Annotated in this window: 21 protein-coding genes; 16 read left to right on the top strand and 5 right to left on the bottom strand. The window is 63.7% G+C overall.

The window, feature by feature from the left end; all coding sequences use genetic code 11:
- Positions 1-25 precede the first annotated feature (25 nt).
- The 13 genes from LB535_RS09900 (at position 26) to lpxB (ending at position 13,145) form a co-directional block, all read left to right on the top strand.
- Positions 26-553, top strand: coding sequence for a nuclear transport factor 2 family protein (locus LB535_RS09900; RefSeq protein WP_224544469.1), 528 nt, complete (start codon positions 26-28; stop codon positions 551-553).
- 36 nt (positions 554-589) lie between these two features.
- The gene (locus tag LB535_RS09905; protein ID WP_224632028.1) at positions 590-1,699 is read left to right on the top strand and encodes an aldo/keto reductase; all 1,110 of its coding nucleotides are present in this window, start codon (positions 590-592) and stop codon (positions 1,697-1,699) included.
- Between the two features lie 168 nt (positions 1,700-1,867).
- Positions 1,868-2,590 (top strand): UMP kinase, encoded by a 723-nt coding sequence (gene pyrH, locus LB535_RS09910; protein WP_095765617.1) that lies wholly within the window; start codon positions 1,868-1,870, stop codon positions 2,588-2,590.
- Between the two features lie 84 nt (positions 2,591-2,674).
- The gene (gene frr / locus LB535_RS09915; RefSeq protein ID WP_095765618.1) at positions 2,675-3,229 is read left to right on the top strand and encodes a ribosome recycling factor; all 555 of its coding nucleotides are present in this window, start codon (positions 2,675-2,677) and stop codon (positions 3,227-3,229) included.
- A gap of 31 nt (positions 3,230-3,260) precedes the next feature.
- Positions 3,261-3,980, top strand: a complete 720-nt coding sequence (locus LB535_RS09920; protein WP_140545922.1) for an isoprenyl transferase — start codon at positions 3,261-3,263, stop codon at positions 3,978-3,980.
- Positions 3,981-3,992: 12 nt separating this feature from the next.
- Positions 3,993-4,808, top strand: a complete 816-nt coding sequence (locus LB535_RS09925) for a phosphatidate cytidylyltransferase (protein WP_224632029.1) — start codon at positions 3,993-3,995, stop codon at positions 4,806-4,808.
- 103 nt (positions 4,809-4,911) lie between these two features.
- The gene (gene rseP / locus LB535_RS09930; RefSeq protein WP_224605819.1) at positions 4,912-6,054 is read left to right on the top strand and encodes an RIP metalloprotease RseP; all 1,143 of its coding nucleotides are present in this window, start codon (positions 4,912-4,914) and stop codon (positions 6,052-6,054) included.
- 218 nt (positions 6,055-6,272) lie between these two features.
- Positions 6,273-8,630, top strand: coding sequence for an outer membrane protein assembly factor BamA (gene bamA / locus LB535_RS09935; protein ID WP_224632030.1), 2,358 nt, complete (start codon positions 6,273-6,275; stop codon positions 8,628-8,630).
- A gap of 78 nt (positions 8,631-8,708) precedes the next feature.
- Positions 8,709-9,764: a UDP-3-O-(3-hydroxymyristoyl)glucosamine N-acyltransferase gene (gene lpxD, locus LB535_RS09940; protein WP_224632031.1), complete on the top strand. Its 1,056-nt coding sequence runs from the start codon at positions 8,709-8,711 to the stop codon at positions 9,762-9,764.
- The gene (gene fabZ / locus LB535_RS09945; protein WP_095765364.1) at positions 9,757-10,218 is read left to right on the top strand and encodes a 3-hydroxyacyl-ACP dehydratase FabZ; all 462 of its coding nucleotides are present in this window, start codon (positions 9,757-9,759) and stop codon (positions 10,216-10,218) included. The genes lpxD and fabZ overlap by 8 nt, the downstream gene beginning before the upstream one ends.
- Positions 10,219-10,233: 15 nt before the next feature.
- Positions 10,234-11,070: an acyl-ACP--UDP-N-acetylglucosamine O-acyltransferase gene (gene lpxA / locus LB535_RS09950; RefSeq protein WP_224632032.1), complete on the top strand. Its 837-nt coding sequence runs from the start codon at positions 10,234-10,236 to the stop codon at positions 11,068-11,070.
- Positions 11,057-11,974 (top strand): LpxI family protein, encoded by a 918-nt coding sequence (locus LB535_RS09955; protein WP_224632033.1) that lies wholly within the window; start codon positions 11,057-11,059, stop codon positions 11,972-11,974. Before lpxA ends, LB535_RS09955 begins: the two co-directional genes overlap by 14 nt.
- Entirely contained in the window at positions 11,964-13,145 is a 1,182-nt protein-coding gene (lpxB, locus tag LB535_RS09960) for a lipid-A-disaccharide synthase (protein WP_224632034.1), read from the top strand. Before LB535_RS09955 ends, lpxB begins: the two co-directional genes overlap by 11 nt.
- A 74-nt stretch (positions 13,146-13,219) precedes the next feature.
- Here the strand turns inward: lpxB and gltA are convergent, their stop codons facing one another.
- Entirely contained in the window at positions 13,220-14,548 is a 1,329-nt protein-coding gene (gene gltA / locus LB535_RS09965; RefSeq protein ID WP_095765367.1) for a citrate synthase, read from the bottom strand.
- Positions 14,549-14,726: 178 nt separating this feature from the next.
- Positions 14,727-16,151: a glutamate--tRNA ligase gene (gene gltX / locus LB535_RS09970; RefSeq protein ID WP_224632035.1), complete on the bottom strand. Its 1,425-nt coding sequence runs from the start codon at positions 16,149-16,151 to the stop codon at positions 14,727-14,729.
- A 102-nt stretch (positions 16,152-16,253) separates the two neighbouring features.
- On the opposite strand from gltX, the gene LB535_RS09975 reads away from it, so the two are divergent.
- The gene (locus tag LB535_RS09975) at positions 16,254-18,719 is read left to right on the top strand and encodes a ComEC/Rec2 family competence protein (protein ID WP_224632036.1); all 2,466 of its coding nucleotides are present in this window, start codon (positions 16,254-16,256) and stop codon (positions 18,717-18,719) included.
- Positions 18,720-18,755: 36 nt separating this feature from the next.
- Here the strand turns inward: LB535_RS09975 and lexA are convergent, their stop codons facing one another.
- Positions 18,756-19,490: a transcriptional repressor LexA gene (gene lexA / locus LB535_RS09980; RefSeq protein WP_224632037.1), complete on the bottom strand. Its 735-nt coding sequence runs from the start codon at positions 19,488-19,490 to the stop codon at positions 18,756-18,758.
- Between the two features lie 432 nt (positions 19,491-19,922).
- Between lexA and kynU the strand changes: the two genes are divergently transcribed.
- The gene (gene kynU, locus LB535_RS09985; protein WP_224632038.1) at positions 19,923-21,170 is read left to right on the top strand and encodes a kynureninase; all 1,248 of its coding nucleotides are present in this window, start codon (positions 19,923-19,925) and stop codon (positions 21,168-21,170) included.
- Between the two features lie 47 nt (positions 21,171-21,217).
- On the top strand, positions 21,218-22,048 hold the full coding sequence (locus LB535_RS09990; protein WP_224632039.1) for an alpha/beta hydrolase: 831 nt from the start codon (positions 21,218-21,220) through the stop codon (positions 22,046-22,048).
- A 48-nt stretch (positions 22,049-22,096) separates the two neighbouring features.
- On the opposite strand, the gene glp is transcribed toward LB535_RS09990, so the two are convergent.
- Positions 22,097-23,302 carry a gephyrin-like molybdotransferase Glp gene (gene glp, locus LB535_RS09995; RefSeq protein ID WP_224632040.1) on the bottom strand — a complete coding sequence of 402 codons (1,206 nt, stop codon included), beginning with the start codon at positions 23,300-23,302 and terminating at the stop codon, positions 22,097-22,099.
- Positions 23,302-23,781, bottom strand: a complete 480-nt coding sequence (gene moaC, locus LB535_RS10000) for a cyclic pyranopterin monophosphate synthase MoaC (protein WP_140696054.1) — start codon at positions 23,779-23,781, stop codon at positions 23,302-23,304. Before moaC ends, glp begins: the two co-directional genes overlap by 1 nt.
- Position 23,782: the final 1 nt, after the last annotated feature.

Consider the following 23,782-nt stretch of genomic DNA (forward strand, 5'->3'; position numbering starts at 1 on the left):
GGGCTGATGGCCAAGGAGAGACCAAATGAACGCGTTGAGACATGTAACTTTTGCCGCAGGAATGGTGCTGGCGCCGGTCGATGCCGGCGGTGCCGAACCGGCCGGCTGGCAGGCCCTTGCCGACGAGCGCGCCGTCATCCGCATCGCCGACGCCATCGACCGCGCGGTGGATGCACAGGACTGGAAGCTGGCGCGCAGCTATTTCGCCGAGCGTGTCACCGCCGATTTCAGCAGCCTGTCCGGCCAGCCCGCAGCCAACATCGCGTCCGACGACCTGATCGGCGCCTGGGCGGGCAACCTCAAGGGCAGCAAGACCAGCCTGCATCTGCGCACCAACCATCAGGTCGTGCTCGAAGCCGATGCCGCGACTGTCCGCTCCAATGGCTATGCCTGGAACCGGATGGAAGGCAATGGCGATCCACTCTGGGAAGTCTGGGGCACCTATGAGCACCACCTGACACGCTCGGCCTCCGGCTGGAAGGTCGACGGCTTCACCTTCCGCATGACGCATGAGCGCGGCAATCCCTGGGTCAAGGCCACCCCCGGCCAGTGACCGGCAGGAATTCAGTTCAGAATCGGGAGACCACCCATGGCCATGACCTACTACACGATTGGCAACAGCGGCCTGCGCGTTAGCCGGCTGGCGCTCGGCACCATGACCTTCGGCACCGAATGGGGCTGGGGCGCGGACAGGGACACAGCTCGCGCGATGTTCGATGCCTATGTCGAAGCGGGCGGCAACTTCTTCGACACGGCCGACCTCTATACCGGCGGTACCGCCGAGACCTGGCTCGGCGAGTTCGTCGCCGAGCGCGGCCTGCGCGACAAGGCTGTGATCGCCACAAAATTCACCATGAATTCCGAGGCCGGCAATCCGAATGCCGGCGGCAACGGCCGCAAGAACATCATGCGGGCCCTGGACGCCTCGCTGAAACGGCTCGGCACTGACTATATCGACCTTTATCTTCTGCATGTCTGGGACAGGATTACTCCGGCCGAGGAGGTGCTGCGCACGCTGGACGACCTCGTTCGCGCCGGCAAGGTGCGCCATATCGGCCTCTCCGACGTGCCGGCCTGGTATGCCGGCCGCGCCCAGGCGATCGCCGAACTGCGCGGCTACGAGCCGGTCTCGGCGCTGCAGCTCGAATATTCGCTCGCCGAGCGCGCCATCGAACATGAATATGTGCCTTTCGGCACCCGTCATGGCGCCGGCATCATGGTGTGGAGCCCTTTGGCCAGCGGGCTCCTCAGCGGCAAATACAAGCCGACGCAAGCCGGAAGGGCCGGGCGGCTCGACGGTTTCCGCAACACCACGCATCCCGGCTTCCAGAAGTTCAGCGATCGCAACTGGGCGATCGTGGCGGAACTCGAGAAGGTGGCGGCCGAGCTCGGCCGCAGCATGGCCCAGGTTGCGCTCAACTGGGTGGCGACGCAGCCAGGCATCGCTTCCGTCATCCTTGGAGCGACGAAGCTCACTCAGCTGCAGGACAATCTCGGCGCGCTCGATTTTTCGATTCCCGCCGAGCTTCGCGCGCGGCTGGAAAAGGTCAGCGCCATGCCGGCGCCGTTCCCGCATTCCTATTTCGGCTCTGAGATCCAGGTCCGGGTGACCGGCGGCGCCGTGACCGGCGACAAGCCGGCCGGTTATTCGCCCGCGGTCATGATCGAAGGCGAGGCAGTCAGCGTCTCCAGCCGTTGATCAAAAGGGCGGCAACTGACCGAAAAAGCCTGGAATTTTGCACGAGGGCGCGGCGTGACATCGCCGCGCCCTTCGTGTATCGGGTCAACCCGTCATGACAGCATCGCCGGATGAAGCGGGGGCGGTTTTGCCTCCAAAATTGCCGCGCCGAGATATTCGAGGAATGAGATGACGGTGAAGCCCCTCTATCGACGTGTCGTGCTGAAGGCTTCCGGCGAAGCGTTGATGGGCGAGCAGCATTTCGGCATCGATGTCTCCGTTGTCGACCGCATCGCCGCCGACATTGCCGAGGCGCGCGCGCTGGGCGTCGAAGTGGGTGTCGTCATCGGCGGCGGCAATATTTTTCGCGGCGTGGCTGTGGCCTCCAAAGGCGGCGACCGGGTCACCGGCGATCACATGGGCATGCTCGCCACCGTCATCAACTCGCTGGCACTGCGCACCTCGCTCAACAAGATCGGCGTCGATGCCGTCGTGCTTTCGGCGATCGCCATGCCGGAACTTTGCGAGAGTTTTTCCCAACGCCAGGCGACCGCCTATATGAACCAGGGCAAGGTGGTCATTTTCGCCGGCGGCACCGGCAATCCGTTCTTCACCACCGATTCGGCCGCGGCCCTGCGCGCCGCCGAGATCGGCGCCGATGCGCTGTTCAAAGGCACGCAGGTCGACGGGGTCTATTCAGCCGACCCCAAGAAGGACCCGAACGCGGTCCGTTTCGACCGCATCAGCCACGCCGAAGTCATCAAACGCGGGCTCGCGATCATGGACACAGCCGCGATTGCACTTGCGCGTGAAAACAACATTCCGATAATCGTCTATTCGATCCACGAAAAAGGTGGTTTCGGCGATATTCTAAGGGGCGGCGGCCATTGCACGGTCGTCGCGGACAAATAGGCGAGGCCGGGATCCGTTGAACGGTACCGCGGACGGCACGACGGCATAAGCAGTGAACCCGGCGAACGGGTCGAGGAGATGATCATGAGTGGCGAGTTCGAAGACCTGAAGCGACGCATGGACGGGGCGATCGCCGCCTTCAAGCACGACCTGGCGTCGCTGCGCACCGGCCGAGCCTCCAGCAACCTGCTCGACGCCGTCCAGGTCCAGGCCTACGGCACGACGATGCCGATCAACCAGGTGGCCAACGTGACGGTGCCGGAGCCGCGCATGATTTCGGTCTCGGTCTGGGACAAGTCGATGGTCAGCGCGGTCGACCGCGCTATCCGCGAAGCCAATCTGGGCTTCAATCCGATCGTCGACGGCACCAATCTCAGGATCCCGCTGCCGGAACTCAATGAGCAGCGCCGCAAGGAACTGGTCAAGATCTCGCATGGCTATGCCGAGAACGCACGCGTCGCGGTGCGCCATGTCCGCCGCGACGGCATGGATTTCCTCAAGAAGGCTGAGAAGGACGGCACCATCAGCGAGGACGATCAGCGCAAGCGGTCCGACCAGGTCCAGAAGCTGACCGACGAGATGATCAGCACCATCGATCACCTGCTTTCCGATAAGGAAGCTGAAATCATGCAGGTTTAGGGTCGGGGTTTTCCGGCTCGAAAGCGAGACCATGGCAACCCCCGCGCATGTCGCGATCATCATGGATGGAAACGGACGCTGGGCCAAGGCGCGCGGCCTGCCGCGCCTTGCCGGACACCGCGCCGGCGTCGAGGCCCTGCGCAAGACGGTGCGCGCCGCACCCGAGCTCGGCATCTCCTACCTGACCGTCTACGCCTTTTCCTCCGAGAACTGGTCGCGGCCGAAATCCGAGGTCAGCGACCTCATGGGGCTTTTGAAGCTGTTCATCCGCCGCGATCTTGCCGAACTGCATCAGAACGGTGTGCGGGTGAGGGTGATCGGCGACAAAGAGGGGCTGCAGCCCGATATCCGGGGGCTGCTGCAGGAGGCCGAATCGCTGACCGCCGGCAATGAGGCGCTGACACTGGTCATCGCCTTCAATTACGGCGGCCGCGACGAGATCGTGCGCACAGCGCGCAAGCTGGCGGAGGCCGTCGCGCGCGGCGACATGGCGAGCGAGGCGATCACGGCCGAAAGCTTTGCCGCATCGCTCGACACAAAGGGCATTCCCGATCCCGAGCTGGTGATCAGGACCAGCGGCGAGCTCAGGCTGTCGAACTTCCTTCTCTGGCAGGCTGCCTATAGCGAGCTCGTTTTCCTGCCTTGCTATTGGCCGGACTTCAGCCGCGAGCACCTGGCCGACGCCTTGCGCGACTTTGCCGGCCGCGAACGACGCTTTGGCGGGCTCGCCGCCCGCGATGTCGCGCTTTAGGCGCCGCCACGCATGAGCAACCTCCAGCAGCGCGTCATCTCGGCAATCGTGATGGCGGCTCTGACGCTTGGGCTCACCTGGCTCGGCGGATTGCCGTTCCGGCTGTTCTGCGCCGCAATAGCGGCGCTGATCTTCTATGAATGGACGCGCATGGCGCGCGCCGGGAACGGCGCGGCGCTCGGCTTCCTGCCGGAAGCACTGATTCTGATCTTCGTCGGCGCCCTGATCGCCGGCCTGCCGGCCTTGTGGCTGCTGCTCCTCGTCGCGATCCTGGTGGCGGTCGCGGCCATTGTCGCTCGGACCAAGGGGGCCGCGCCGTGGGAAGCCTCGGGGGTGGCCTACGCAGCACTATCCGGCTTTTCGCTCGCCTATCTCCGTGACGACAATCATTCCGGGCTGATTGCGATTCTCTTCCTGTTCGCCGTGGTCTGGGCAACCGACATAGCTGCCTATTTCGTCGGCCGCGCGGTCGGCGGCCCGAAGCTCGCGCCGTCAATCTCGCCCGGCAAGACGCAGAGCGGCGCGCTGGGCGGCGCCGTCGGCGGCGTTATCGCCGGAGTTTTGCTCTCAATCGCAGCCGGCGCCGGCAATCTCGTTCAGCTTGGCCTGGTGGCGCTTGCTCTGTCGATCGTTTCGCAAGCCGGCGACCTGTTCGAATCATGGGTCAAGCGCCGGCACGGCGCCAAGGATTCCAGCAATCTCATTCCCGGCCATGGCGGGGTCATGGACAGGGTGGACGGGCTTGTCGCGGCCGCGTTCGCACTGTACGTCATGGGCTGGGTCGCGGCGGGCGCCGAGCATCCGGCATTGGGGCTTTTTCCAAACTGAACGACATAGCAGTAAGGCGAAAAATGGCGCGCGCCACCGATTCGCCCGGATTGATGCCACAGTCGCGGTGGAATGTCGTGTGCGGGCAATTTGAGGGCATGACTTGAACGACATCTTTCACGCGGTTTTCAGCACGCAAGGCTTCGTCCTTGGCACGCTCGTGCCGTTTTTGTTCGTGCTGACCGTCGTCGTGTTCGTCCACGAGATGGGCCACTATCTGATCGGCCGCTGGTGCGGCATCGGCGTGAAGGCTTTTTCCATCGGCTTCGGCCCCGAGCTCTTCGGCTTTTACGACCGCCGCGGCACGCGCTGGAAGCTTTGCGCTATTCCGCTTGGCGGCTACGTCAAATTCGTCGGCGACATGAATGCGACGTCGAGCCAGCCGAGCACGGAGGAGATCGAATCGCTGACGGATGCCGAGCGCGAGGTCGCCTTCCACACCCAACCGATCTGGAAGCGCGCTGCTACCGTCGTTGCCGGGCCGCTGTTCAATTTCCTGCTGACGATCGCCGTGTTTGCGGTGCTGTTTTCCCTCTATGGCCGTCCGGTCCTGGAGCCGATGGTGGCCGAGGTGACCGCCGGCAGCCCGGCGGAAAAAGCCGGAATCCAGCCAGGCGACCGATTCGTCAAAGTCGACGGCAGCAAGGTGGAGACTTTTGCCGACGTGCAGCGGCTGGTTTCCGGCCGGGCAGGTGACGCCATCACCTTCACCATGTTGCGCGACGGCAAGGAAATCGACGTTACGGCCGCGCCGGAGCCCATGGAGCAGCAGGATGCGCTGGGCAACAAGGTCAAGGTCGCGGTCATCGGCGTCGTCAACAACGCCGAACTCGGCCAGCCGCGCCTGATCTCCTACACGCCGGCCGGCGCCGTGGTGGCGGCGGTCGAGGAAACCGGGCACGTGATCGAGCGCACCGGCCAGTTCCTGCAGCGCTTTGCGCTTGGACGCGAGGACAAATGCCAGTTGGGCGGTCCGATCAAGATCGCGAAGATGTCGGGCCAGGCAGCCAAGCTCGGCTTCGAGTGGCTGGTGCAGCTTGTTGCATTTCTGTCAGTCGGAATAGGATTTCTCAATCTGCTGCCGATTCCCCCCCTCGACGGCGGCCACCTGTTGTTCTACGGCGTGGAGGCCGTCATCAGGCGGCCCGTTTCGGAGCGAACGATGGAGATGGCCTACCGGACCGGGTTGTTCCTGGTGCTCGGATTCATGGGCTTCGTGTTTTGGAACGATCTGTTTGGATGCTGAAATCATGAAGAAATTTGGCTTCAGCTTCGGTCATATTGAGATGCCGTTTACCATGCGTGGGGATATGCGTGACGCGAAAGCCACGCGGTACGGTTAAGTAAATACAAATTAACCGGGAGCCTTGCGTGTAGGGAAAATCCGGTTAATACGGTAAGGGAAAATACCGCACGTCCGGTTTTCTCGCCGTGGGGACTACGAGAAAAAGGTACAAAAGCCCGATGAAGGCAGCATCCAAGTTTCTGAGCGCCGCTTCCGCGGCGGCTTTGTCCGCCGCTCTGGTCGTGCCAGGCGCGCTCGCAGTGCAGTTCGCCGCCACGTCGGTGGCCGAGGCCGCGGTCATCTCGCGTGTCGAGGTCAGCGGCAACCAGCGCGTCGATGCGGAAACCATCCGCAATTACATTTCGATCAAGCCGGGCAAGCCTTTTTCCAGTTCCGATATCGACGATGCCGTCAAGGCGCTGTTCGGCACGGGGCTGTTCTCGGACGTTCAGATCAACCAGGTCGGTTCGAGCCTGGTCGTCAAGGTTTCCGAATACAAGGTCGTCAACCAGGTCCTGTTCCAGGGCAACAAGAAGATCAAGGACAACGCGCTTCAGATGGGTATCCAGCTGAAGCCGCGTGCAACCTTCTCGCAGCAGGCGCTGGACGCCGATGTCGAGGCGATCAAGACGGCCTACAAGCGCATTGGCCGCGACGACGCTGCCGTGACCACGCAGGTCATGGATCTCGGCGACAATCGCGTGAACGTTGTCTTCAACATCAACGAAGGCGGCCGCACCCAGATCGCGGCGATCAACTTCGTCGGCAACCACGCTTATTCCAGCCGCCGCCTGTCGGACGTCATCAACACCAAGCGCTCGTCCTGGCTGTCCTTCGTGCTGCGCGACGACGTCTATGACGAGGACAAGCTGCGCGCCGACCAGGAGCTGCTGCGCCGCTTCTACTACAATCACGGCTATGCCGACTTCCAGGTCGTCTCGGCCGTCGGCGAGCTTGACGACGCCACCAACAAATACACGGTCACCATCACCGTGCAGGAAGGCGATCGCTATACGTTCGGCGACGTCAGCGTGGAAAGCACCATCCCTGAAGTCGATTCGAAGTCGCTGGAATCGGCGGTCGAAACCCACAAGGGCGACGTCTACAACGCCAAGGATGTCGAGGATTCGATCGTCGCGTTGACCGAGAAGGTCGCGGGTTCGGGCTACGCCTTCGCCCAGGTGACGCCGCGCGGCGACCGCAATTTCGAGAACCACACCATTTCGGTCGTCTACACCATCGACCAGGGCACCAAGGCCTATGTCGAGCGCATCGAAATCCGCGGCAACGACCGCACGCGCGACTATGTCATCCGTCGCGAATTCGATGTCAGCGAGGGCGATGCCTTCAACCAGGTTCTCATCCAGCGCGCGAAGAAGCGGCTGGAAGCCCTTGATTATTTCCAGTCTGTCGACATCTCGACGGTTCCGGGCTCGGCGCCGGACCAGGTCGTGCTCGTGGTCACCGTTGTCGAAAAATCGACAGGCGAGTTCTCGGTCGGCGCTGGTTATTCCACTGGCGGCGACACGCCCGGCCCGTCGATCGAAGGCTCGATCACCGAGCGTAACTTCCTCGGGCGCGGCCAGTACATCAAGCTGTCGGCCGGCGGCGGCAGGCATTCGCGCGACTATGCCATTTCGTTCACCGAGCCTTACTTCCTCGGCCGGCGTATTGCGGCGGGCTTCGATATTTACAAGTCGACCCGCGAATACGATCACTATGATGCGGACACAACGGGCGCGACCATCCGCTTCGGCCTGCCGATCACCGACAACATTTCGACGCAGCTGGCGTACAATATCTCCCAGGAAAAATATAAGTACGACAACTGCGACAGTAACGGCGATGGTATTGAAGGCGACTGCAACCTTTCGCAGGCCATCAAAGACGCGATCGATCAGGGTTCATGGCTCAAGTCGTCGGTCAGCTTGGGTCTCACCTACAACACTATCGACGATATGAAGAACCCGCATGAGGGTCTGTTCGTCACCGGTGTCACCGAGTTTGCCGGTCTTGGCGGCGATGCCAAGTGGGTAAAGGTGACCGGGCGTGCAAGCGTGTATCAGACGTTGTCGGAGCAGCTCGACCTTGTCGGCCTCGTTTCTGGCGGCGCAGGCTACATTGCGGGCTATGGCGACAACGGTCTGCGTATCTTCGACCAGTTCCAAAGCAACGATCGCATGATCCGCGGCTTTGAGTATGGCGGCATCGGCCCTGTGGATCCGCTCACGGGCGATCATCTCGGCGGCACGACCTATTTCAATGCGTCGGCCGAAGCGCAGTTCCCGCTGCCTGTCATTCCAGAAAGCTTCGGCTTGCGTGGTGCCGTGTTTGCCGATGCGGCAACGCTTTACGGAACCAAGATTACTTCGGTTGCGCAGGAATCGACGGACATGAAGCTACGCGCCTCAGTCGGTATCGGCCTGATGTGGGCTTCGCCGTTCGGCCCGATCCGCATCGACTATGCGATCCCGGTCAAGAAAGAGTCGACCGACGACGTGCAGGAATTCAACTTCGGTATCGCGACCCGCTTCTAACTTTGTGGTTGCGATGATTCCGGGCCGGATGACGGCCCGGAGTGGACCGATCCAACCCAGCTGGATATTACTTCTGGAATGACCGATCCGGTGTTCTTCGCGCCTTCACGCCGGTACACGGCTGGCGAGGTCGCGAATCTGACCGGCGCCAGCCTGTTCGATTCCGATCAGGCCGAAATTGCCATCGAGGCGCTGGCTCCCGCCAACGAGGGTGGCAACGGCGCGCTCGTCTTTGTCGACGGCAAGCGCAATTTCGCGTTGATGCCGTCGCTCAGGGCGGCCGCGGTGCTATGCCCCGCCGATTTCGCCAGCAAGGCGCCGCCGGGCATCGCGGTGCTGATGCATCCGCGCCCGCAGCAAGCTTTCGCGATGGTCGGGCGCCTATTGTTTCCGCAGGCTGCCACTCCGGGGCCATTGACCGGAGAAACCGGCATATCGCCCCACGCGTTTATCGATCCATCCGCGCACATCGAGGACGGGGCGATCGTAGAGGCAGGCGCCGTGATCGGTCCCGGCGTATCCATCGGCAGCGGCACGGTCGTTGCGCCCCACGCCGTTGTCGGCCGTTCCTGCCAGATCGGCCGCGACGGCTTCATCGGCCCCGGCGTCAGCGTTCAATATGCGCTTATCGGCAACCGCGTCATCATCCATGGCGGCGCCAGGATCGGCCAGGATGGTTTCGGCTTCGTTGGCGGCGCCAAAGGGCCTGAACGCGTGCCGCAGATCGGCCGCGTCATCATTCAGGACGATGTCGAGATCGGCTCCAATTCGACTGTCGACCGCGGCGCGATGTCCGACACCGTCATCGGCCAAGGCACCAAGATCGACAATCTGGTGCAGATCGCCCACAATGTTCGCATCGGCCGCAATTGCATTATAGCCGGGCTTTCGGGTATTTCCGGTTCCGTCGTCGTCGGCGACAACGTCACCATGGGCGGCGGTGTCGGCCTCGCCGATCATCTGACCATCGGGCCAGGAGCCAAGCTTGCTGCGAGAAGTGGATTCATGAACAACGTGCCGGCAGGCGAGGTCTGGGGAGGTTACCCGGCGCAACCCATGGCGGAAGCCATGCGTGAGATAGCGATGCTGCGCAGGATGGCCAGGACGCGCAAGCAAGGCGACGGAAATGGCTGATACGGTGGCAACTTCACTCGATGCGGTCGACATCATGGGGCTTATGAAGCTCCTGCCGCATCGCTATCCGTTTCTGCTGATCGATCGCATCGTCGACATAGATGGCGACGAGTCCGCTGTCGGCATCAAGAACGTGACCATCAACGAGCCGCATTTCCAGGGCCACTTTCCCCAGCAGCCGGTCATGCCCGGCGTGCTCATCATCGAGGCGATGGCCCAGACCGCGGGCGCGATCTGCATTCGCAGCCTCAACACCGAGAAGCCGTCGCTGGTTTATTTCATGACCATCGACAACGCGAAATTCCGCAAGCCGGTCGTTCCAGGCGATCAGCTCAGGATCCACGTCAAGAAGATCAAAAAACGCGGTAACCTGCTGAAATTTGCCTGCGAGGCGATGGTTGACGGCGCGAAAGCCGCCGAAGCCGAGGTTTCGGCCATGATGGTTACCGGCTGACGGTTCGAAATGCTCATGAAAGTCGCGACATCCATTCATCCTTCCTCGGTCGTCGAAGAAGGAGCCAGGCTCGGTGAAGGCGTCCGCATCGGACCCTTCTGCCATGTCAGCGCCGATTCGATCATCGGCGACCGCGTCGAACTGGTCAGCCATGTGTCGGTGATGGGCGCCACGTCCATCGGGGCCGGGACAAAGGTCTATCCAATGGCCACGCTAGGCGCGCCGCCGCAAAACACCAAGCACAAGGGCGGTCGCACCACTCTGGTCATCGGAGCGAACTGCACGATTCGTGAAGGCGTCACAATGCATGTCGGCACCGACACCAGCCGTGGCGAGACGACTGTCGGCGACAACGGCAACTTCCTCGCCTACGCCCACATCGCCCACGATTGCGTCGTCGGCAAGAATGCCACCTTCGCCAATGGCGCGACGCTGGGCGGACATTGCGAGATCGGCGACAACGTCTATATCGGCGGCCTGACCGCCGTTCATCAATTCGTGCGCCTCGGCGACAATGTGTTCATCGGCGGCTGCGCGGCGGTCGTTGGCGACGTCATTCCTTATGCCATCGCCGCCGGCAACCGCGCCAAGCTGCGTGGCCTGAACATCATAGGGCTCAAGCGCTCCGGCCTGCCGCGTTCCGAAATCTACCTGCTGCGCAAGGCTTATAGGACGATCTTCGATCGTTCCCGCACCGTCAGTGAGAATGTGGAACTCGCCAAGGCCGAGTTCGCCGGATCGCCAACGGCCATGAAGATCATCGATTTCATCACAAGTCGCGGCAAACGGCACTTTGCCGTCCCATCGCTCAAGGGCGACGGCGACGACGACAGCGGCGATGACGAGGGCTGAGCCGGCCAAGGCAGGGCTCGTACTCGCGCCGGGCTCCAGGGTCGGCATCATCGCCGGTGGGGGCAGCCTGCCCGTCGAGGTTGCCGATGGTCTGCTCAAGCAAGGTTTTATGCCCTTCGTGATCATCGCCGAGGGTGAGGTCGACCGCGAGGCGGACTTTTCCGCCTACGAGCGGCAGACGCTGGCACTGGAAGATATCGGCCTGCTGCTTCCCTTGTTGAAGCGCAATGGGATCACGCATCTCGTTCTTGCCGGCGAAATCAAGCGCAGGCCGCGTTTGAGCGAGATTCGACCGACACTTGGCTTGCTGGCCATAATACCTTCCGTGATCAGAGCGCTGAAACGCGGCGACGACGGCTTGCTGAAGGTGTTGACCCGAAGCCTTGAAGATCGGGGCATTGCGGTGGTCGGCGCGCATGAGGTCGTTCCCGAACTGACGGCCGGCGAAGGCACGTTGACGGCGGCTCGTCCAAACCAATCCGACTGGCGCGACATCAAAGCCGGGCGCGCCGCCGCCAAAGCCATTGGCGCGCTCGATATCGGCCAGGCGGCGATTGCGATAGGAGGTCGAGCCATCGCGCTGGAAGGCATCGAGGGCACTGCCGGCCTGCTCGACAGAACGCGGGAATTGCGCAGCCACGGCAGGCTGGCCGGCAAGGCGCGCGGCGTACTGGTCAAATGCGCCAAGCCTGGGCAGGAGCTGCGCGCCGACTTGCCCTCCATCGGCCCGCAGACGATCGAAGCCGCACACGCCGCCGGGCTGGCCGGCATTGCGCTGGAAGCCGGCCACGCCCTAATTCTCGAAGGTCCGGAAACGCTGGCGCGCGCTAATGCTCTCGGCCTGTTCATCATCGGCCTGCCTGCCATGGAGGCGTCCAATGGGGAGCCGGCTAATGGTCGCTGACAAGCCGCTCAAGCTCGCGATCGTCGCCGGCGAGGAATCCGGCGATCTGCTTGGCGCCGACATCGTGCGGGCGCTCGAGCGCACGACGGGCCGCAAGGTGCAGCTCGTCGGCATTGGCGGCCGTCACCTGCAGCAACTGGGGCTGACCCCGCTCTTCGATGGCGGCGAGATCGCGCTGATGGGCTTCAGCGCGGTGCTGCGCGACCTGCCGCGGCTGATGCGCCGCATCAGCCAGACGGCGGCGATGATCGCAGCCGAGCGGCCCGACTGCCTGGTTACCATCGATAGTCCGGATTTTTCTCTGCGTGTCGCGAAGAAGGTCCGCGCAGCGGCGCCGGCCATTCCGATCGTCCATTATGTCTGCCCGAGCGTATGGGCCTGGCGGCCGGGCAGGGCTGTGGCGATGAAACCGTATGTCGATCACATCCTCTGCATCCTGCCGTTCGAGGTGAAGGCGCTCGCTCGTCTTGGCGGACCGCCGGGCACTTATGTCGGCCACCGGTTGACGCAGGATCCGGGCGTGCTTGGCGCCGCCAAGGCGCAGAGCCAGCCGCGCGACCTCGCCGACGACCGCGTCAAGACGGTGCTGGTGCTGCCCGGCTCGCGCCGCGGCGAGGTGCGGCGGCTGATCGAACCCTTCGGCAAGGCGATGTCGGCGCTGCGCCAGCGCGGCCACCGCCTGCGCTTGCTGTTGCCGACGGTGCCGCATGTCGCCGAGCTGGTGAAGGCCTCGGTCGCGAGCTGGGACGACAAGCCGGAAATCATCACCGAGCCGGAGCGCAAATGGCAGGCCTTCGGCAAGGCCGACGCGGCGTTGATCGCGTCTGGGACGGTTTCGCTGGAACTGGCGCTCGCGGGCGTTCCGATGGTTTCCTGCTACAAGCTCGACCCGATCGCGCGCCAGCTTCTGCAGCATATGGTGACGACGTGGTCGGCGCTGCTGCCCAATTTGATATCCGATCGCGCGCTGGTGCCGGAATTCTACGATCAGTATGTCCGGCCGGAGAACCTGGCGCGGCAGCTGGAAGCGCTGTTTGCCGACACCGGCATGCGCGCCTGGCAAAAGGCGGGCTTTGCCGAGATTGCCCGGCGCATGGCGACCGAGCGACCCTCGGGCGAGATCGCCGCCGAGGTGGTGATGGGGTGCATAAAGAGAGCGAATAGGGAGTAGCGAATAGCGAATAGGGCTGTGTCGGCTTCGCCCGTTTCCCCTATTCGCTACTCGCTATTTCGCTATTCGCTCAATTACCTTTTGGCAATCGGCACGTAATCGCGTTCCGTAGCGCCGGTGTAGAGCTGGCGCGGGCGGCCGATCTTCTGGTGCGGATCCTCGATCATTTCCTTCCACTGCGCGATCCAGCCGACGGTGCGGGCGACCGCGAACAGCACGGTGAACATGGTGGTGGGGAAGCCCAGCGCCTTCAGCGTGATGCCGGAATAGAAGTCGACATTCGGGTAAAGCTTCTTTTCGATGAAATACTCGTCGGTCAGCGCGATCTTTTCCAGCTCCATCGCGATGTCGAGCAGAGGATCGTCCTTGATGCCGAGCTCGCCCAGCACCTCATGCGCGGTCTTCTGCATGATCTTGGCGCGCGGATCGTAGTTCTTGTAGACGCGGTGGCCGAAGCCCATCAGCCGGAACGGGTCGTTCTTGTCCTTGGCGCGGGCGATGAACTCGGGGATATGGTCGACATGGCCGATCTCGCCCAGCATGTTGAGGGCCGCTTCGTTGGCGCCGCCATGCGCCGGACCCCACAGGCAGGCGATGCCGGCGGCGATGCAGGCGAACGGGTTGGCGCCCGACGAGCCGGCCAGGCGCACAGTCGAGGTCGAAGCGTTCTGCTCGTGGTCGGCGTGCAGGATGAAGATGCGGTCCATGGCGCGCGCCAGCACCGGATTGATCTTGTATTCCTCGCACGGCACGGCAAAGCACATGTGCAGGAAGTTGGCCGCGAAGCCGAGATCGTTCTTCGGGTAAATGAAGGGTTGGCCGATATGGTACTTATAGGCCATCGCCGCGATCGTCGGCATCTTGGCGATCAGGCGCATGGAGGCGACCATGCGCTGATACGGGTCCGAGATGTCGGTCGAGTCGTGATAGAAGGCCGACAGCGCGCCGACCACGCCGCACATCACCGCCATCGGATGCGCGTCGCGGCGGAAGCCGGTGAAGAAGCGCGACATCTGCTCATGCACCATCGTGTGGCGCGTCACGCGATAATCGAAGTCGTCCTTCTGCGCCTTGGTCGGCAACTCGCCGTAGAGCAGCAGATAGCAGACCTCGAGGAAGTCGCCGTGCTCGGCGAGCTGATCGATCGGGAAGCCGCGATGCAGCAGGATGCCGGCATCGCCGTCGATGAAGGTGATCCCCGATTCGCAGCTTGCGGTTGAGGTGAAACCGGGATCGTAGGTGAAGGCGCCGGTGGTGCTGTAGAGCGAGCCGATGTCGATGACGTCCGGCCCGACCGTCCCGCTTCGCACCTTTAATTCGTGCGTCTTGCCGGCGAGCTCGAGCCTGGCGGCCGACTCGCGCTTTTTGCTGCCCGGTTCCGGTTTTGTCGCAGCTTCGCTCATTCTCAACTCCTTTTGTTCCTCATGCCGGCAAGGCAATTCCTGCAAACGACACGTCGAAGTCACCGGAATGCGCGAACTCGCCACCGCATTTTAGGAGGTGCGTGCCAGATTGGGCCAAGCCCAATGTTGCACTGCGAAACACACCTTTCAATGCCAATCTTCTTGGGCCAGCTCGCTCCTAATCGATTTGATCTCCAATGCGCGCAAGGCTTTCCTCGCGGCCCAGCACGGCAAGCACGTCGAACACGCCTGGCGAGGTGCTGCGGCCGGTCAGCGCGGCTCTCAGGGGCTGCGCCACCGCGCCCAGCTTGTGCCCGCCGGTCTGCGCGAAGTCGCGGATCGAAGCCTCGGCCGAGGCGGCGTTCCAGTCGCCCTGAACAGAAGACAATGCACCATGCGCGCCGCGCAGAATCGCGCGCGCATCCGCGTTGAGCAAGCCCGCCGCCTTCTCGTCCAACGGCAACGGCCGCTCGACGAACAAGAACGCCGCGCCGTCGACCAGTTCCACAAGAGTTTTTGCCCGCTCCTTAAGGCCGGGCATGGCGGTAAGCAGTTGCGCCTTGCGCCGGTCATCGAGCTTTGCCGCGAGCGCCGGGCCGCCTTCGAGATAAGGCAAGGTGGCGACGAAGATGTCGAACAGCGCCCGGTCGTCCATCTTGCGCATATGGACGCCGTTCAGCGCCTCGAGCTTGGCGAAGTCGAAGCGGGCCGCGCCCTTGTTGACGTCGCCGATGTCGAACCAGGCGATCATGTCCTCGATCGACATCACCTCGTCGTCGCCATGGCTCCAGCCGAGCCTGGCCAGATAGTTGAGCAGAGCCTCGGGCAGGTAGCCCATGGCGCGATATGCCTCGACGCCGAGCGCGCCGTGCCGCTTGGACAGCTTGGCGCCGTCGGCGCCGTGGATCAGCGGGATGTGCGACATCGACGGCACATCCCAGCCCATGGCGTTGTAGATCACCGTCTGGCGCGCGGCATTGGTCAGGTGATCGTCGCCGCGGATAATGTGGGTGACGCCCATGTCGTGATCGTCGACGACAACGGCATGCATGTAGGTCGGGACGCCATCGGAGCGCAGGATGATGAAGTCGTCGAGATCCTTGTTGGGGAAGCGCACCTCGCCCTGCACACGGTCGTTGACGATCGTCACGCCCTCGGTCGGCGCCTTGATGCGGATCGCGCCCTTGACGCCTGCCGGCGCCTCGGAGGGGCCGCGGTCGCGCCAATGGCCGTTGTAACGCGGCGGCAGGCCCTTGGCACGTGCGGCCTCGCGCATCGCCTCCAGCTCCGCCGGCGTCTCGTAGCTGTAATAGGCCTTGCCCATGCGCACGAGCTGCTCCGCCACCTCGCGATGACGCGGCGCGCGCTCGAACTGCGAGACGGCGTCGCCATCCCAGGAAAGGCCAAGCCAGGTCAGCCCGTCGAGAATGGCAGCCGTGGCAGCTTCGGTGGAGCGCTCGCGATCGGTATCCTCGATGCGCAGCAGCATCGTGCCGCCAGTGTGCTTGGCATAGAGCCAGTTGAACAGCGCCGTGCGCGCCCCGCCGATATGCAGGTAGCCTGTAGGCGAGGGGGCAAAACGGGTGACGACCTTGTCGGACATGGAACTCTCGAGGAAGCGCTGAAAAATGCATGTTTCGCGCAGACTTCCACGCGACCGGCGTTCATGTAGCATAGGCGGTCTGGGGCGCAAGGGGCAGACCCGATGGCTGGACGTGGCCGGGGCGCGGAGGAGAGCGGGGGAACGACAGCAGGCGTCAGCGAACGCCTGATGTTTGCTCATGCCGTGCTCGAAGAGGGAACGCCGCTTTCGCTTCCGGCGCCGCGTCCGCCAACCGGGCTTCTGCCGACTGGCGGCGACACGTTACCGCCAGCCTCGCCGACAGCCAACGACGGCCGGATCCGCAGACAGCTTGGCCGCGTTTCGCTTCCTGCTCTGCGCCGAAGCGTTGCGGTCGCCGCCGCCACCGAGCTCGACCGTGGCGTCGGCTTTCTGCTGGTGCCGGTGTTCCTGGCAGCCGGCGTGATCTGTTACTTCTCGCTGAGCGCCGAGCCGGACCTCTACAGGCCGCTCGCGGCGGTCGCCCTGATGGCGGTCTGCGCGGCGGTCTCGCGTTCCCGGCACAGAACGCACCTTGTCTTCATGGCGGCGTTTTTCTGCGCCTTGGGCTTTCTCGCGGCCAAGGTCGAGACCTGGCGGATGGCGACCCCGATGCTAGGTTCCGAAATCCAGACACGGCTGACGGGCCGCCTCGTCACTGCCGAGGCGATGGCCAACGGCCGTGTCCGGCTCACCATAGATCTGATATCCACGGAGCGTCCGAAGCTGCGCTACGCGCCGGACCGCATCAGGCTGTCGGCGCGCAGGATCCCGTCCGACATGACAGCCGGGTCGATGCTGACCGGCTATGCCAAGCTGCTGCCGCCGACAGGTCCGGTCAGGCCGGACAGCTACGACTTTTCGTTCGACAGCTATTTTGCCGGCATCGGCGCCAGCGGCTTTTTCCTGGGCGATCCGAAACTTGTCGCGTCGACCCCGACTGCGGCAACGGAAGTGCCGTTTGGCGCGCGCGTGGCATCGGCCATAGAAAATGCTCGCGAGGGGATTGCCGACCACATCAGGAGCAGCATCGGCGGTTCCGAGGGCGAGATCGCGGCGGCGCTGATCGTCGGCGTTCGTGCCGGCATTCCGGAAGCCATCAACGAGTCGATGCGACGGACCGGCATCTACCACATCATTTCGATCTCCGGCCTGCACATGGCGCTGGTCGCCGGCACGATCATGGTCCTGCTACGCGGCGCCTTCGCGCTGTTTCCGGATTTCTCGTCGCGCCGGCCGGTGAAGAAATATGCCGCTGGCATCGCGCTGGCGTCGATCGCCGCCTATCTCGTGATCTCCGGCATCGTGGTGGCGGCCGAGCGAAGCTTCATCATGCTTGGCGTGATGCTGGTCGCCGTGCTTTTCGACCGCGCAGCGCTGACCATGCGCAACCTGGCGATCTCTGCCATCGCCGTCATCCTGGTCTCGCCGCACGAAGTGGTCGGCCCGAGCTTCCAGATGTCCTTCGCTGCCACCGCCGCCCTGGTCGGCGCCTATGCCGGCTTCGCCGACTATCGCGCCGGCAAAACGACCGCGCCGCCGGCAAAGCGTTCGTTTCTCGGGTTCCTATCGCGAAAACTGGCGATTGGAGCGGGTGGCGCCGCCGTGACGTCGCTCATCGCGGGCAGCGCGACATTGTTGTTTGCCATCTGGCACTTCCAGCGGGTGTCGCCGCTCAGCCTGCTGGCCAATCTGGCGGTCATGCCGATCGTCTCACTGATCGTCATCCCGTTCGCCGTGCTGAGCGCGCTGGCCATGCCCTTCGGCTTCGACGGTCCGTTCCTCTTTGTCATGGGCAAAGGCCTGACGGCGATGATCGCCATTTCGGCATGGATTTCCGAGCGCTCACCGGTCGACGCCGTGGGGCTGATCTCAATCCAGTCGGTGCTGCTGGCGACGGTCGCGCTGGTCATCGCGACGATGGCCACCACCTGGCTGAGGCTTGCCGCCGTACCTTTCGCGCTCGCTGCGCTGCTGGCCATTCCGCATGTCCGCACACCGGACGTGCTTATCTCGGAGGATGCGCATCTGGTGGCGATGCCGATCGGCGGCGGCGAGCTTGCCGTCAATCGCGAACGCTCCAACGAGTTCACCACCGACAACTGGAAACGGGCGCTGAAAGCCGAGGAGATCGTGCCGCCGGAAAGGTTCGCCAAAGATACGCTGGACATTGCCGATCCCGTCGACCTGCCGCCCGGCTCGCCCTTCTATTGCAGCGGCGATCTCTGCATCGGCCGGCATCCTTCCGGCGCGATCGTCGCGCTCGCCGAGACCCGCGACGCCGCCCGGCCGGCCTGCGGTTTCGCCGACCTCATCGTCATCAACGACGCCACGGCCTATAACCCATGCCGCGATCCGCGTGTGCTCGTCGTCACCAAGCGGCAGCTGGCGCGCGACGGCAGCGCCGCCGTTTTCTTCGATCCGCAATCGGCAACCGCGCGGCCAACCGTCCGCCACGCGGTCGTAGAACCATACCGACCCTGGCACGAGCAGCGAAAATACACGCGCGAGGCGAGGGGACTGGCGCCCTATAAGCAGCCGGAAAAACCAGCCGCCGCACCGGCCCAATAGACTGTCGTTCGGGCGAAGAAGGCCGGCCAGTTCTGCTCAGTAGCGGCGGATGAGTCCCACGAGCTTGCCTTGAACCTTGACCCGGTCCGGTCCGAAGATCCGGGTCTCATAGGCTGGGTTGGCGGCCTCGAGCGCGATCGAGGCACCCTTGCGGCGGAAACGCTTAAGCGTCGCCTCCTCATCGTCGACCAGCGCCACCACGATCTCACCCGGGCTTGCGGTGTTGGCATTGCGGATGATGACGGTGTCGCCATCGAAGATGCCGGCCTCGATCATCGAGTCGCCCTTGACCTCCAACGCGTAATACTCGCCGCCCATGATCATGTCCGGCGGCACCGAGATCGAATGCGTCTGGTGCTGGATGGCGTCAATCGGCACGCCGGCGGCGATGCGGCCCATCACCGGAATGGATACGGCCGCCGCGGCCTCGTCGTCATTGCTTGGCGTCGGGGTGCGCGATGGCGTCGTTGGCTTGACCTGGCGACTGAGATTGCCTTGGCCGCCTTGGATGATGCTCGGCGAAAACTTCTTCGCGGCATTCAGGCCAGGCGCGATCGAGTCGGGCAGGCGCAGCACTTCCAGCGCGCGCGCCCGGTTCGGCAGCCGGCGAATGAAGCCGCGTTCTTCCAGCGCCGTGATCAGCCGGTGGATGCCGGACTTGGAGGCAAGGTCGAGCGCCTCCTTCATCTCATCGAATGATGGAGGAATCCCGCTCTCCTTCAGGCGTTCATGGATGAACATCAGGAGTTCATGTTGTTTGCGCGTCAGCATCGGCGGCCCCCACGGGTTCTGAAACCAGAATCAGAAAAACAAACCCAGAACAAACACTATCTGTTCCAGTTGTGTTCCGCAACCGTTTAAAGTTTAGTGAATTTGTTAACGCTGCCGAAACAATGTCGCATCCGGTGATGCCTTGGCCGCCCTTGTAGGACAGCGGCATTGATTCCGCTCGATTTTGGAGCTTCGTTAAGCTGAAACAAGAGCCGACACGATCACGAAGCGGCGGATGGGATCACGTCGGCTCGTTCCGTAAGCGCGCCGCACCGTGAACGAAACGAATCCAAAATGCCAACCTTGGCGAAGTTCCGATCCGCAGTCTTCGCCGTCTATGGACCAGCTAACATAGGACCAAAGGTTCTTGCCCTGTCGCCGAGGGTGGTGAGACAACCCCCTTGGCCAGATCGAAACGGAGGGGGCAGCACAATGAGGGGAATTCCTGATCTCGCCGAAGTCGAGGCGATGGATGCCGCGGATCCGCTGCGCGCCATGCGCGATCGCTTCGTCTTGCCGGAAGACGTCATATACCTCGACGGCAATTCGCTGGGCGCTGCTTCGATCGACGCCTTCAGCGAGATCGAGACTGCCGCGAGGCAGGAATGGGCGCGGGATCTCATTCGCGCCTGGAACACCGCCGGCTGGTTCGATATGCCCATCGAGCTGGGTGACCAGCTAGGACGGCTGATCGGCGCGAAACCCGGCCAGACGGTCGTTTGCGACACGACTTCGATCAACATCTACAAGGTCCTGCATGCGGCACTTACAATGCGGCCCGAGCGTTCGGTGATCGTTGCCGAGGGCGACAGCTTTCCGACCGACCTCTACATGGCGGAAGGCGTCGCATCGACGCGGCCCGGCACGGTGCTGCGGCTCGAAGGCGCCGATGCCCCGACGATTGAGGAACTGGTCGACGATCGCGTCGCGGTCATCCTGGTCAACCACGTCAACTACAAATCCGGCCGGCTGCGCGACATGGCGGCGCTCACCCGCAAGGCTCATGAAGCCGGCGCGCTGATCGTCTGGGACCTCTGCCACACGGCGGGTGCGCTGCCGGTGGATCTCGACGGCTCTAATGCCGATTTCGCCATTGGCTGCACCTACAAGTATCTCAATGGCGGGCCGGGCTCGCCAGCCTTCATCTACGCCGCGAACCGCCACCACCGCGACATTCGCCAGCCGCTCAGCGGCTGGTGGGGCCATGCCCGGCCTTTCGCGTTCGAGCAGGGCTACGCCGCGGGCACGGGCATCCGGCGGTTCCTGTGCGGAACGCAGCCGGTGCTGTCGATGCGCGCGCTGAAAGGCGCGCTGGATATGTGGAACGATGTCGACATCAGGGCCGTGCGGGGAAAAAGCGTCGCGCTGACGGACCTGTTCATCCGGCTTGTCGAAGCCAAATGCGGCGGCTTCGGTCTTGAGCTGGAGAGCCCGCGCTCAGGCGCAGAACGCGGCAGCCAGGTATCGTTCGCCCATCCAAATGGCTACCAGGTGATGCGCGCCTTGATCGAGCGCGGCGTGATTGGCGATTTCCGCGCGCCATCCACCATTCGTTTCGGCTTCACGCCGCTCTATGTCGGTTACCGCGATGTCTGGAATGCGGTCGAGGTGCTGCAGGACATCCTGCGCACTGGCATCTGGCAAGACGCGCGCTTTGCCGTCAAAGCGACCGTTACCTGACTTTGAATCGGCGATGCCGAACAAACGACCTGATCGCGGAGGCACCGTTGCTGGGACATCGCATTGCCGACTGGGACGACGCCTACGCAAATGGCGCAAATATCGCGGGCGGCGACCGCTGGCCGGCGGCGTGGGATGGGCCGGCGCGGGCATTCCGCGAAAGGCTGCTGTCAGAGGGCAGGGCGCGGCTCGATGTTGTCTACGGCGAAGCGCCGCGCAATCGCTTCGACCTTTTTCTCCCGTCTGCGGCGCCAAAGGGGCTCGTTGTGTTCATCCACGGCGGTTATTGGATGGAGTCGGACAAGAGCTCCTGGTCGCATCTGGCTGGAGGCGCGATCGGCCGCGGCTTTGCCGTCGCCATGCCCTCCTACACGCTGTGCCCGCAGACCAGGATCAGCGGCATAGTCGGCGAGGTCGCTGCAGCGATCGAGAAGACGGCGTCCATGGTTGATGGTCCGTTGATGCTGACCGGGCACTCGGCCGGCGGGCATCTCGCCAGCCGGATGGTGACCACGGCCTCACCGCTATCATCCGATTTGGCGCGGCGCATACGCCAAGTGGTTTCGATTTCAGGCCTGCACGACCTTCGGCCGCTGATGTTCACAGCGCTGAACGAGACCCTGAACATCGACGAGCCGGAAGCGCGGAGCGAAAGCCCGGCATTGTTGCGGCCTCGACAGGGAGCCTGCATCACCTGCTGGGCCGGCGGCGGCGAGCGTGCGGAATTCCTGCGCCAGAGCGCGTTGCTCGCCAACATCTGGACCGGGCTCGGCGCCTCCACCCGTTCAGTGGTCGAGCCGGACCGACATCATTTCAACATTGTCGATGGCCTCGCCGACCCGGATCATCCCCTGACCCGTACGCTGGTGGACGAATAAGGGTTACGATCGACTTCGTCGACGTATCAGGATCGACTTCGTCGACGCCTAGCGCAGCATGAGCACGCTGCATTCAGCGCCGGCTTCCGCCGCCGGCGCAAAGGGCTCGCGCACGATCAGGCCGTTGGCGTCGGCGAGCATCCGCAGCATCGAGGAGTCCTGGATTCCGAAAGGTATCGCGACCAAGGTGCCGGCGTCCTCGCGCACGACGGCGCGCACATAGTCCTGCCTAAGGTCGTTGGCCCGCATCGCGGTGCCAAGCCGGGCCGTTCGCATATCCTGATGGTGATCGCGGCCACCGAGCCGGGCAAGCAGCGGTTTCAGGAAGAGTTGCGAGCAGACAATGCTTGCCACCGGATTGCCGGGCAGGCCGATGCAGCGGATATGGCCAAGCCGGCCAAACATCAGTGGTTTGCCGGGGCGCATGGCGATTTTCCAGAAATCGAGCTGCATGCCTTCGCCGGTCAGCACGCTATGGACGAGGTCGTGGTCGCCGACCGAGGCGCCGCCGAGCGTGACGATGACATCGGCGTCCGCCTCGACCGCTTTCCGGATCAGCGCGGCAATCGCCTCCTGGCGGTCGGCGGCGATGCCGAGATCGAGCGCGAGCGCGCCGACCGACTGGGCGGCGGCTCCAACGCCGTAGGCATTCGACGAAATGATCTGGTCGGGGCCGAGCGCGCTGCCCGGGGGCAGCAATTCGTCGCCGGTGGCGATGATCGCCACCAGCGGCCGGCGCACGACGTTCAGGGCTGGGTGGTTGGCCGAGGCCGCCAGCGAAAGGGCCGCTGCATCGAGCACGCGGCCCTTTTCGAGCAGCACGTCGCCCTGGCCGAAGTCGAGCCCGCGGCGACGCACATTGCGTCCTTCCGTGGTCGGCTCCGTCACTTCGATCCTGCCATTGCCGAGATCGCGGACGTTTTCCTGGATGACGACCGTGTCGGCGCCCTCCGGCAACGGCGCTCCGGTGAAGATGCGCACCGCCTGGCCTTCCTCGACGGTTCCGGAGAAACCGCGCCCGGCAGGCGCCATGCCGATGACCTCGAGTAGCGCCGGGGCCGAGGCGACATCGGAGAAACGCGCGGCATAGCCGTCCATCGCGGAGGCATCGAAAGGTGGCTGCGTGCGCAGCGCGACCACCGGCTCGGCCAGCACGCGACCCGCCGCGTCAGCCAGCGGAACGCGCTCGCCCGGCAGAGCCGTCACGCCGTCGAGCAGGCGTTCGAGCGCCTCGGTGACCGGGAGCAAGGCCATTATGAACCTGCCTTGTAGTCGCCTGATTTGCCGCCGGTCTTCTCGACCAGCCGGACGCCGGAAATCACCATCCCGCGGTCCGCTGCCTTGGCCATGTCGTAGATGGTGAGGCAGGCGACTGAAGCGGCGGTCAGCGCCTCCATCTCCACGCCCGTCTTGCCGGTGACGCGGGCGAGCGCGGTGACCTTGAGACCTGGCAAGGAATGGTCCGGCTCGATCTCGACGGCAACTTTGGTCAGAAGCAGCGGATGGCAGAGCGGGATCAGTTCGTGCGTCTTCTTTGCGGCCATGATGCCGGCGATACGGGCAGTCCCCAATACGTCGCCTTTCTTGGCGTCGCCGGCCAGGATCATCTCCAGCGTTTCCGGCTGCATGGAGACAAACCCTTCAGCGACTGCCGTGCGCGTCGTCTCGGCCTTGTCGCCGACGTCGACCATATTGGCTTCGCCTTTAGCGCCAAGATGAGTAAGGGAGGCCATC

The sequence above is a fragment of the Mesorhizobium sp. CA10 genome, from assembly GCF_020165285.1.
Lineage (GTDB): Bacteria > Pseudomonadota > Alphaproteobacteria > Rhizobiales > Rhizobiaceae > Mesorhizobium.

Excerpts from the sequence above, each read along its gene's own strand:
- LB535_RS09900 (WP_224544469.1), top strand. The coding sequence starts at position 26 with ATGAACGCGTTGAGACATGTAACTTTTGCCGCAGGAATGGTGCTGGCG.
- LB535_RS09905 (WP_224632028.1), top strand. The coding sequence starts at position 590 with ATGGCCATGACCTACTACACGATTGGCAACAGCGGCCTGCGCGTTAGC.
- pyrH (WP_095765617.1), top strand. The coding sequence starts at position 1,868 with ATGACGGTGAAGCCCCTCTATCGACGTGTCGTGCTGAAGGCTTCCGGC.
- frr (WP_095765618.1), top strand. The coding sequence starts at position 2,675 with ATGAGTGGCGAGTTCGAAGACCTGAAGCGACGCATGGACGGGGCGATC.
- LB535_RS09920 (WP_140545922.1), top strand. The coding sequence starts at position 3,261 with ATGGCAACCCCCGCGCATGTCGCGATCATCATGGATGGAAACGGACGC.
- LB535_RS09925 (WP_224632029.1), top strand. The coding sequence starts at position 3,993 with ATGAGCAACCTCCAGCAGCGCGTCATCTCGGCAATCGTGATGGCGGCT.
- bamA (WP_224632030.1), top strand. The coding sequence starts at position 6,273 with ATGAAGGCAGCATCCAAGTTTCTGAGCGCCGCTTCCGCGGCGGCTTTG.
- lpxD (WP_224632031.1), top strand. The coding sequence starts at position 8,709 with ATGACCGATCCGGTGTTCTTCGCGCCTTCACGCCGGTACACGGCTGGC.
- fabZ (WP_095765364.1), top strand. The coding sequence starts at position 9,757 with ATGGCTGATACGGTGGCAACTTCACTCGATGCGGTCGACATCATGGGG.
- lpxA (WP_224632032.1), top strand. The coding sequence starts at position 10,234 with ATGAAAGTCGCGACATCCATTCATCCTTCCTCGGTCGTCGAAGAAGGA.
- LB535_RS09955 (WP_224632033.1), top strand. The coding sequence starts at position 11,057 with ATGACGAGGGCTGAGCCGGCCAAGGCAGGGCTCGTACTCGCGCCGGGC.
- lpxB (WP_224632034.1), top strand. The coding sequence starts at position 11,964 with ATGGTCGCTGACAAGCCGCTCAAGCTCGCGATCGTCGCCGGCGAGGAA.
- gltA (WP_095765367.1), bottom strand. The coding sequence starts at position 14,548 with ATGAGCGAAGCTGCGACAAAACCGGAACCGGGCAGCAAAAAGCGCGAG.
- gltX (WP_224632035.1), bottom strand. The coding sequence starts at position 16,151 with ATGTCCGACAAGGTCGTCACCCGTTTTGCCCCCTCGCCTACAGGCTAC.
- LB535_RS09975 (WP_224632036.1), top strand. The coding sequence starts at position 16,254 with ATGGCTGGACGTGGCCGGGGCGCGGAGGAGAGCGGGGGAACGACAGCA.
- lexA (WP_224632037.1), bottom strand. The coding sequence starts at position 19,490 with ATGCTGACGCGCAAACAACATGAACTCCTGATGTTCATCCATGAACGC.
- kynU (WP_224632038.1), top strand. The coding sequence starts at position 19,923 with ATGAGGGGAATTCCTGATCTCGCCGAAGTCGAGGCGATGGATGCCGCG.
- glp (WP_224632040.1), bottom strand. The coding sequence starts at position 23,302 with ATGGCCTTGCTCCCGGTCACCGAGGCGCTCGAACGCCTGCTCGACGGC.
- moaC (WP_140696054.1), bottom strand. The coding sequence starts at position 23,781 with ATGGCCTCCCTTACTCATCTTGGCGCTAAAGGCGAAGCCAATATGGTC.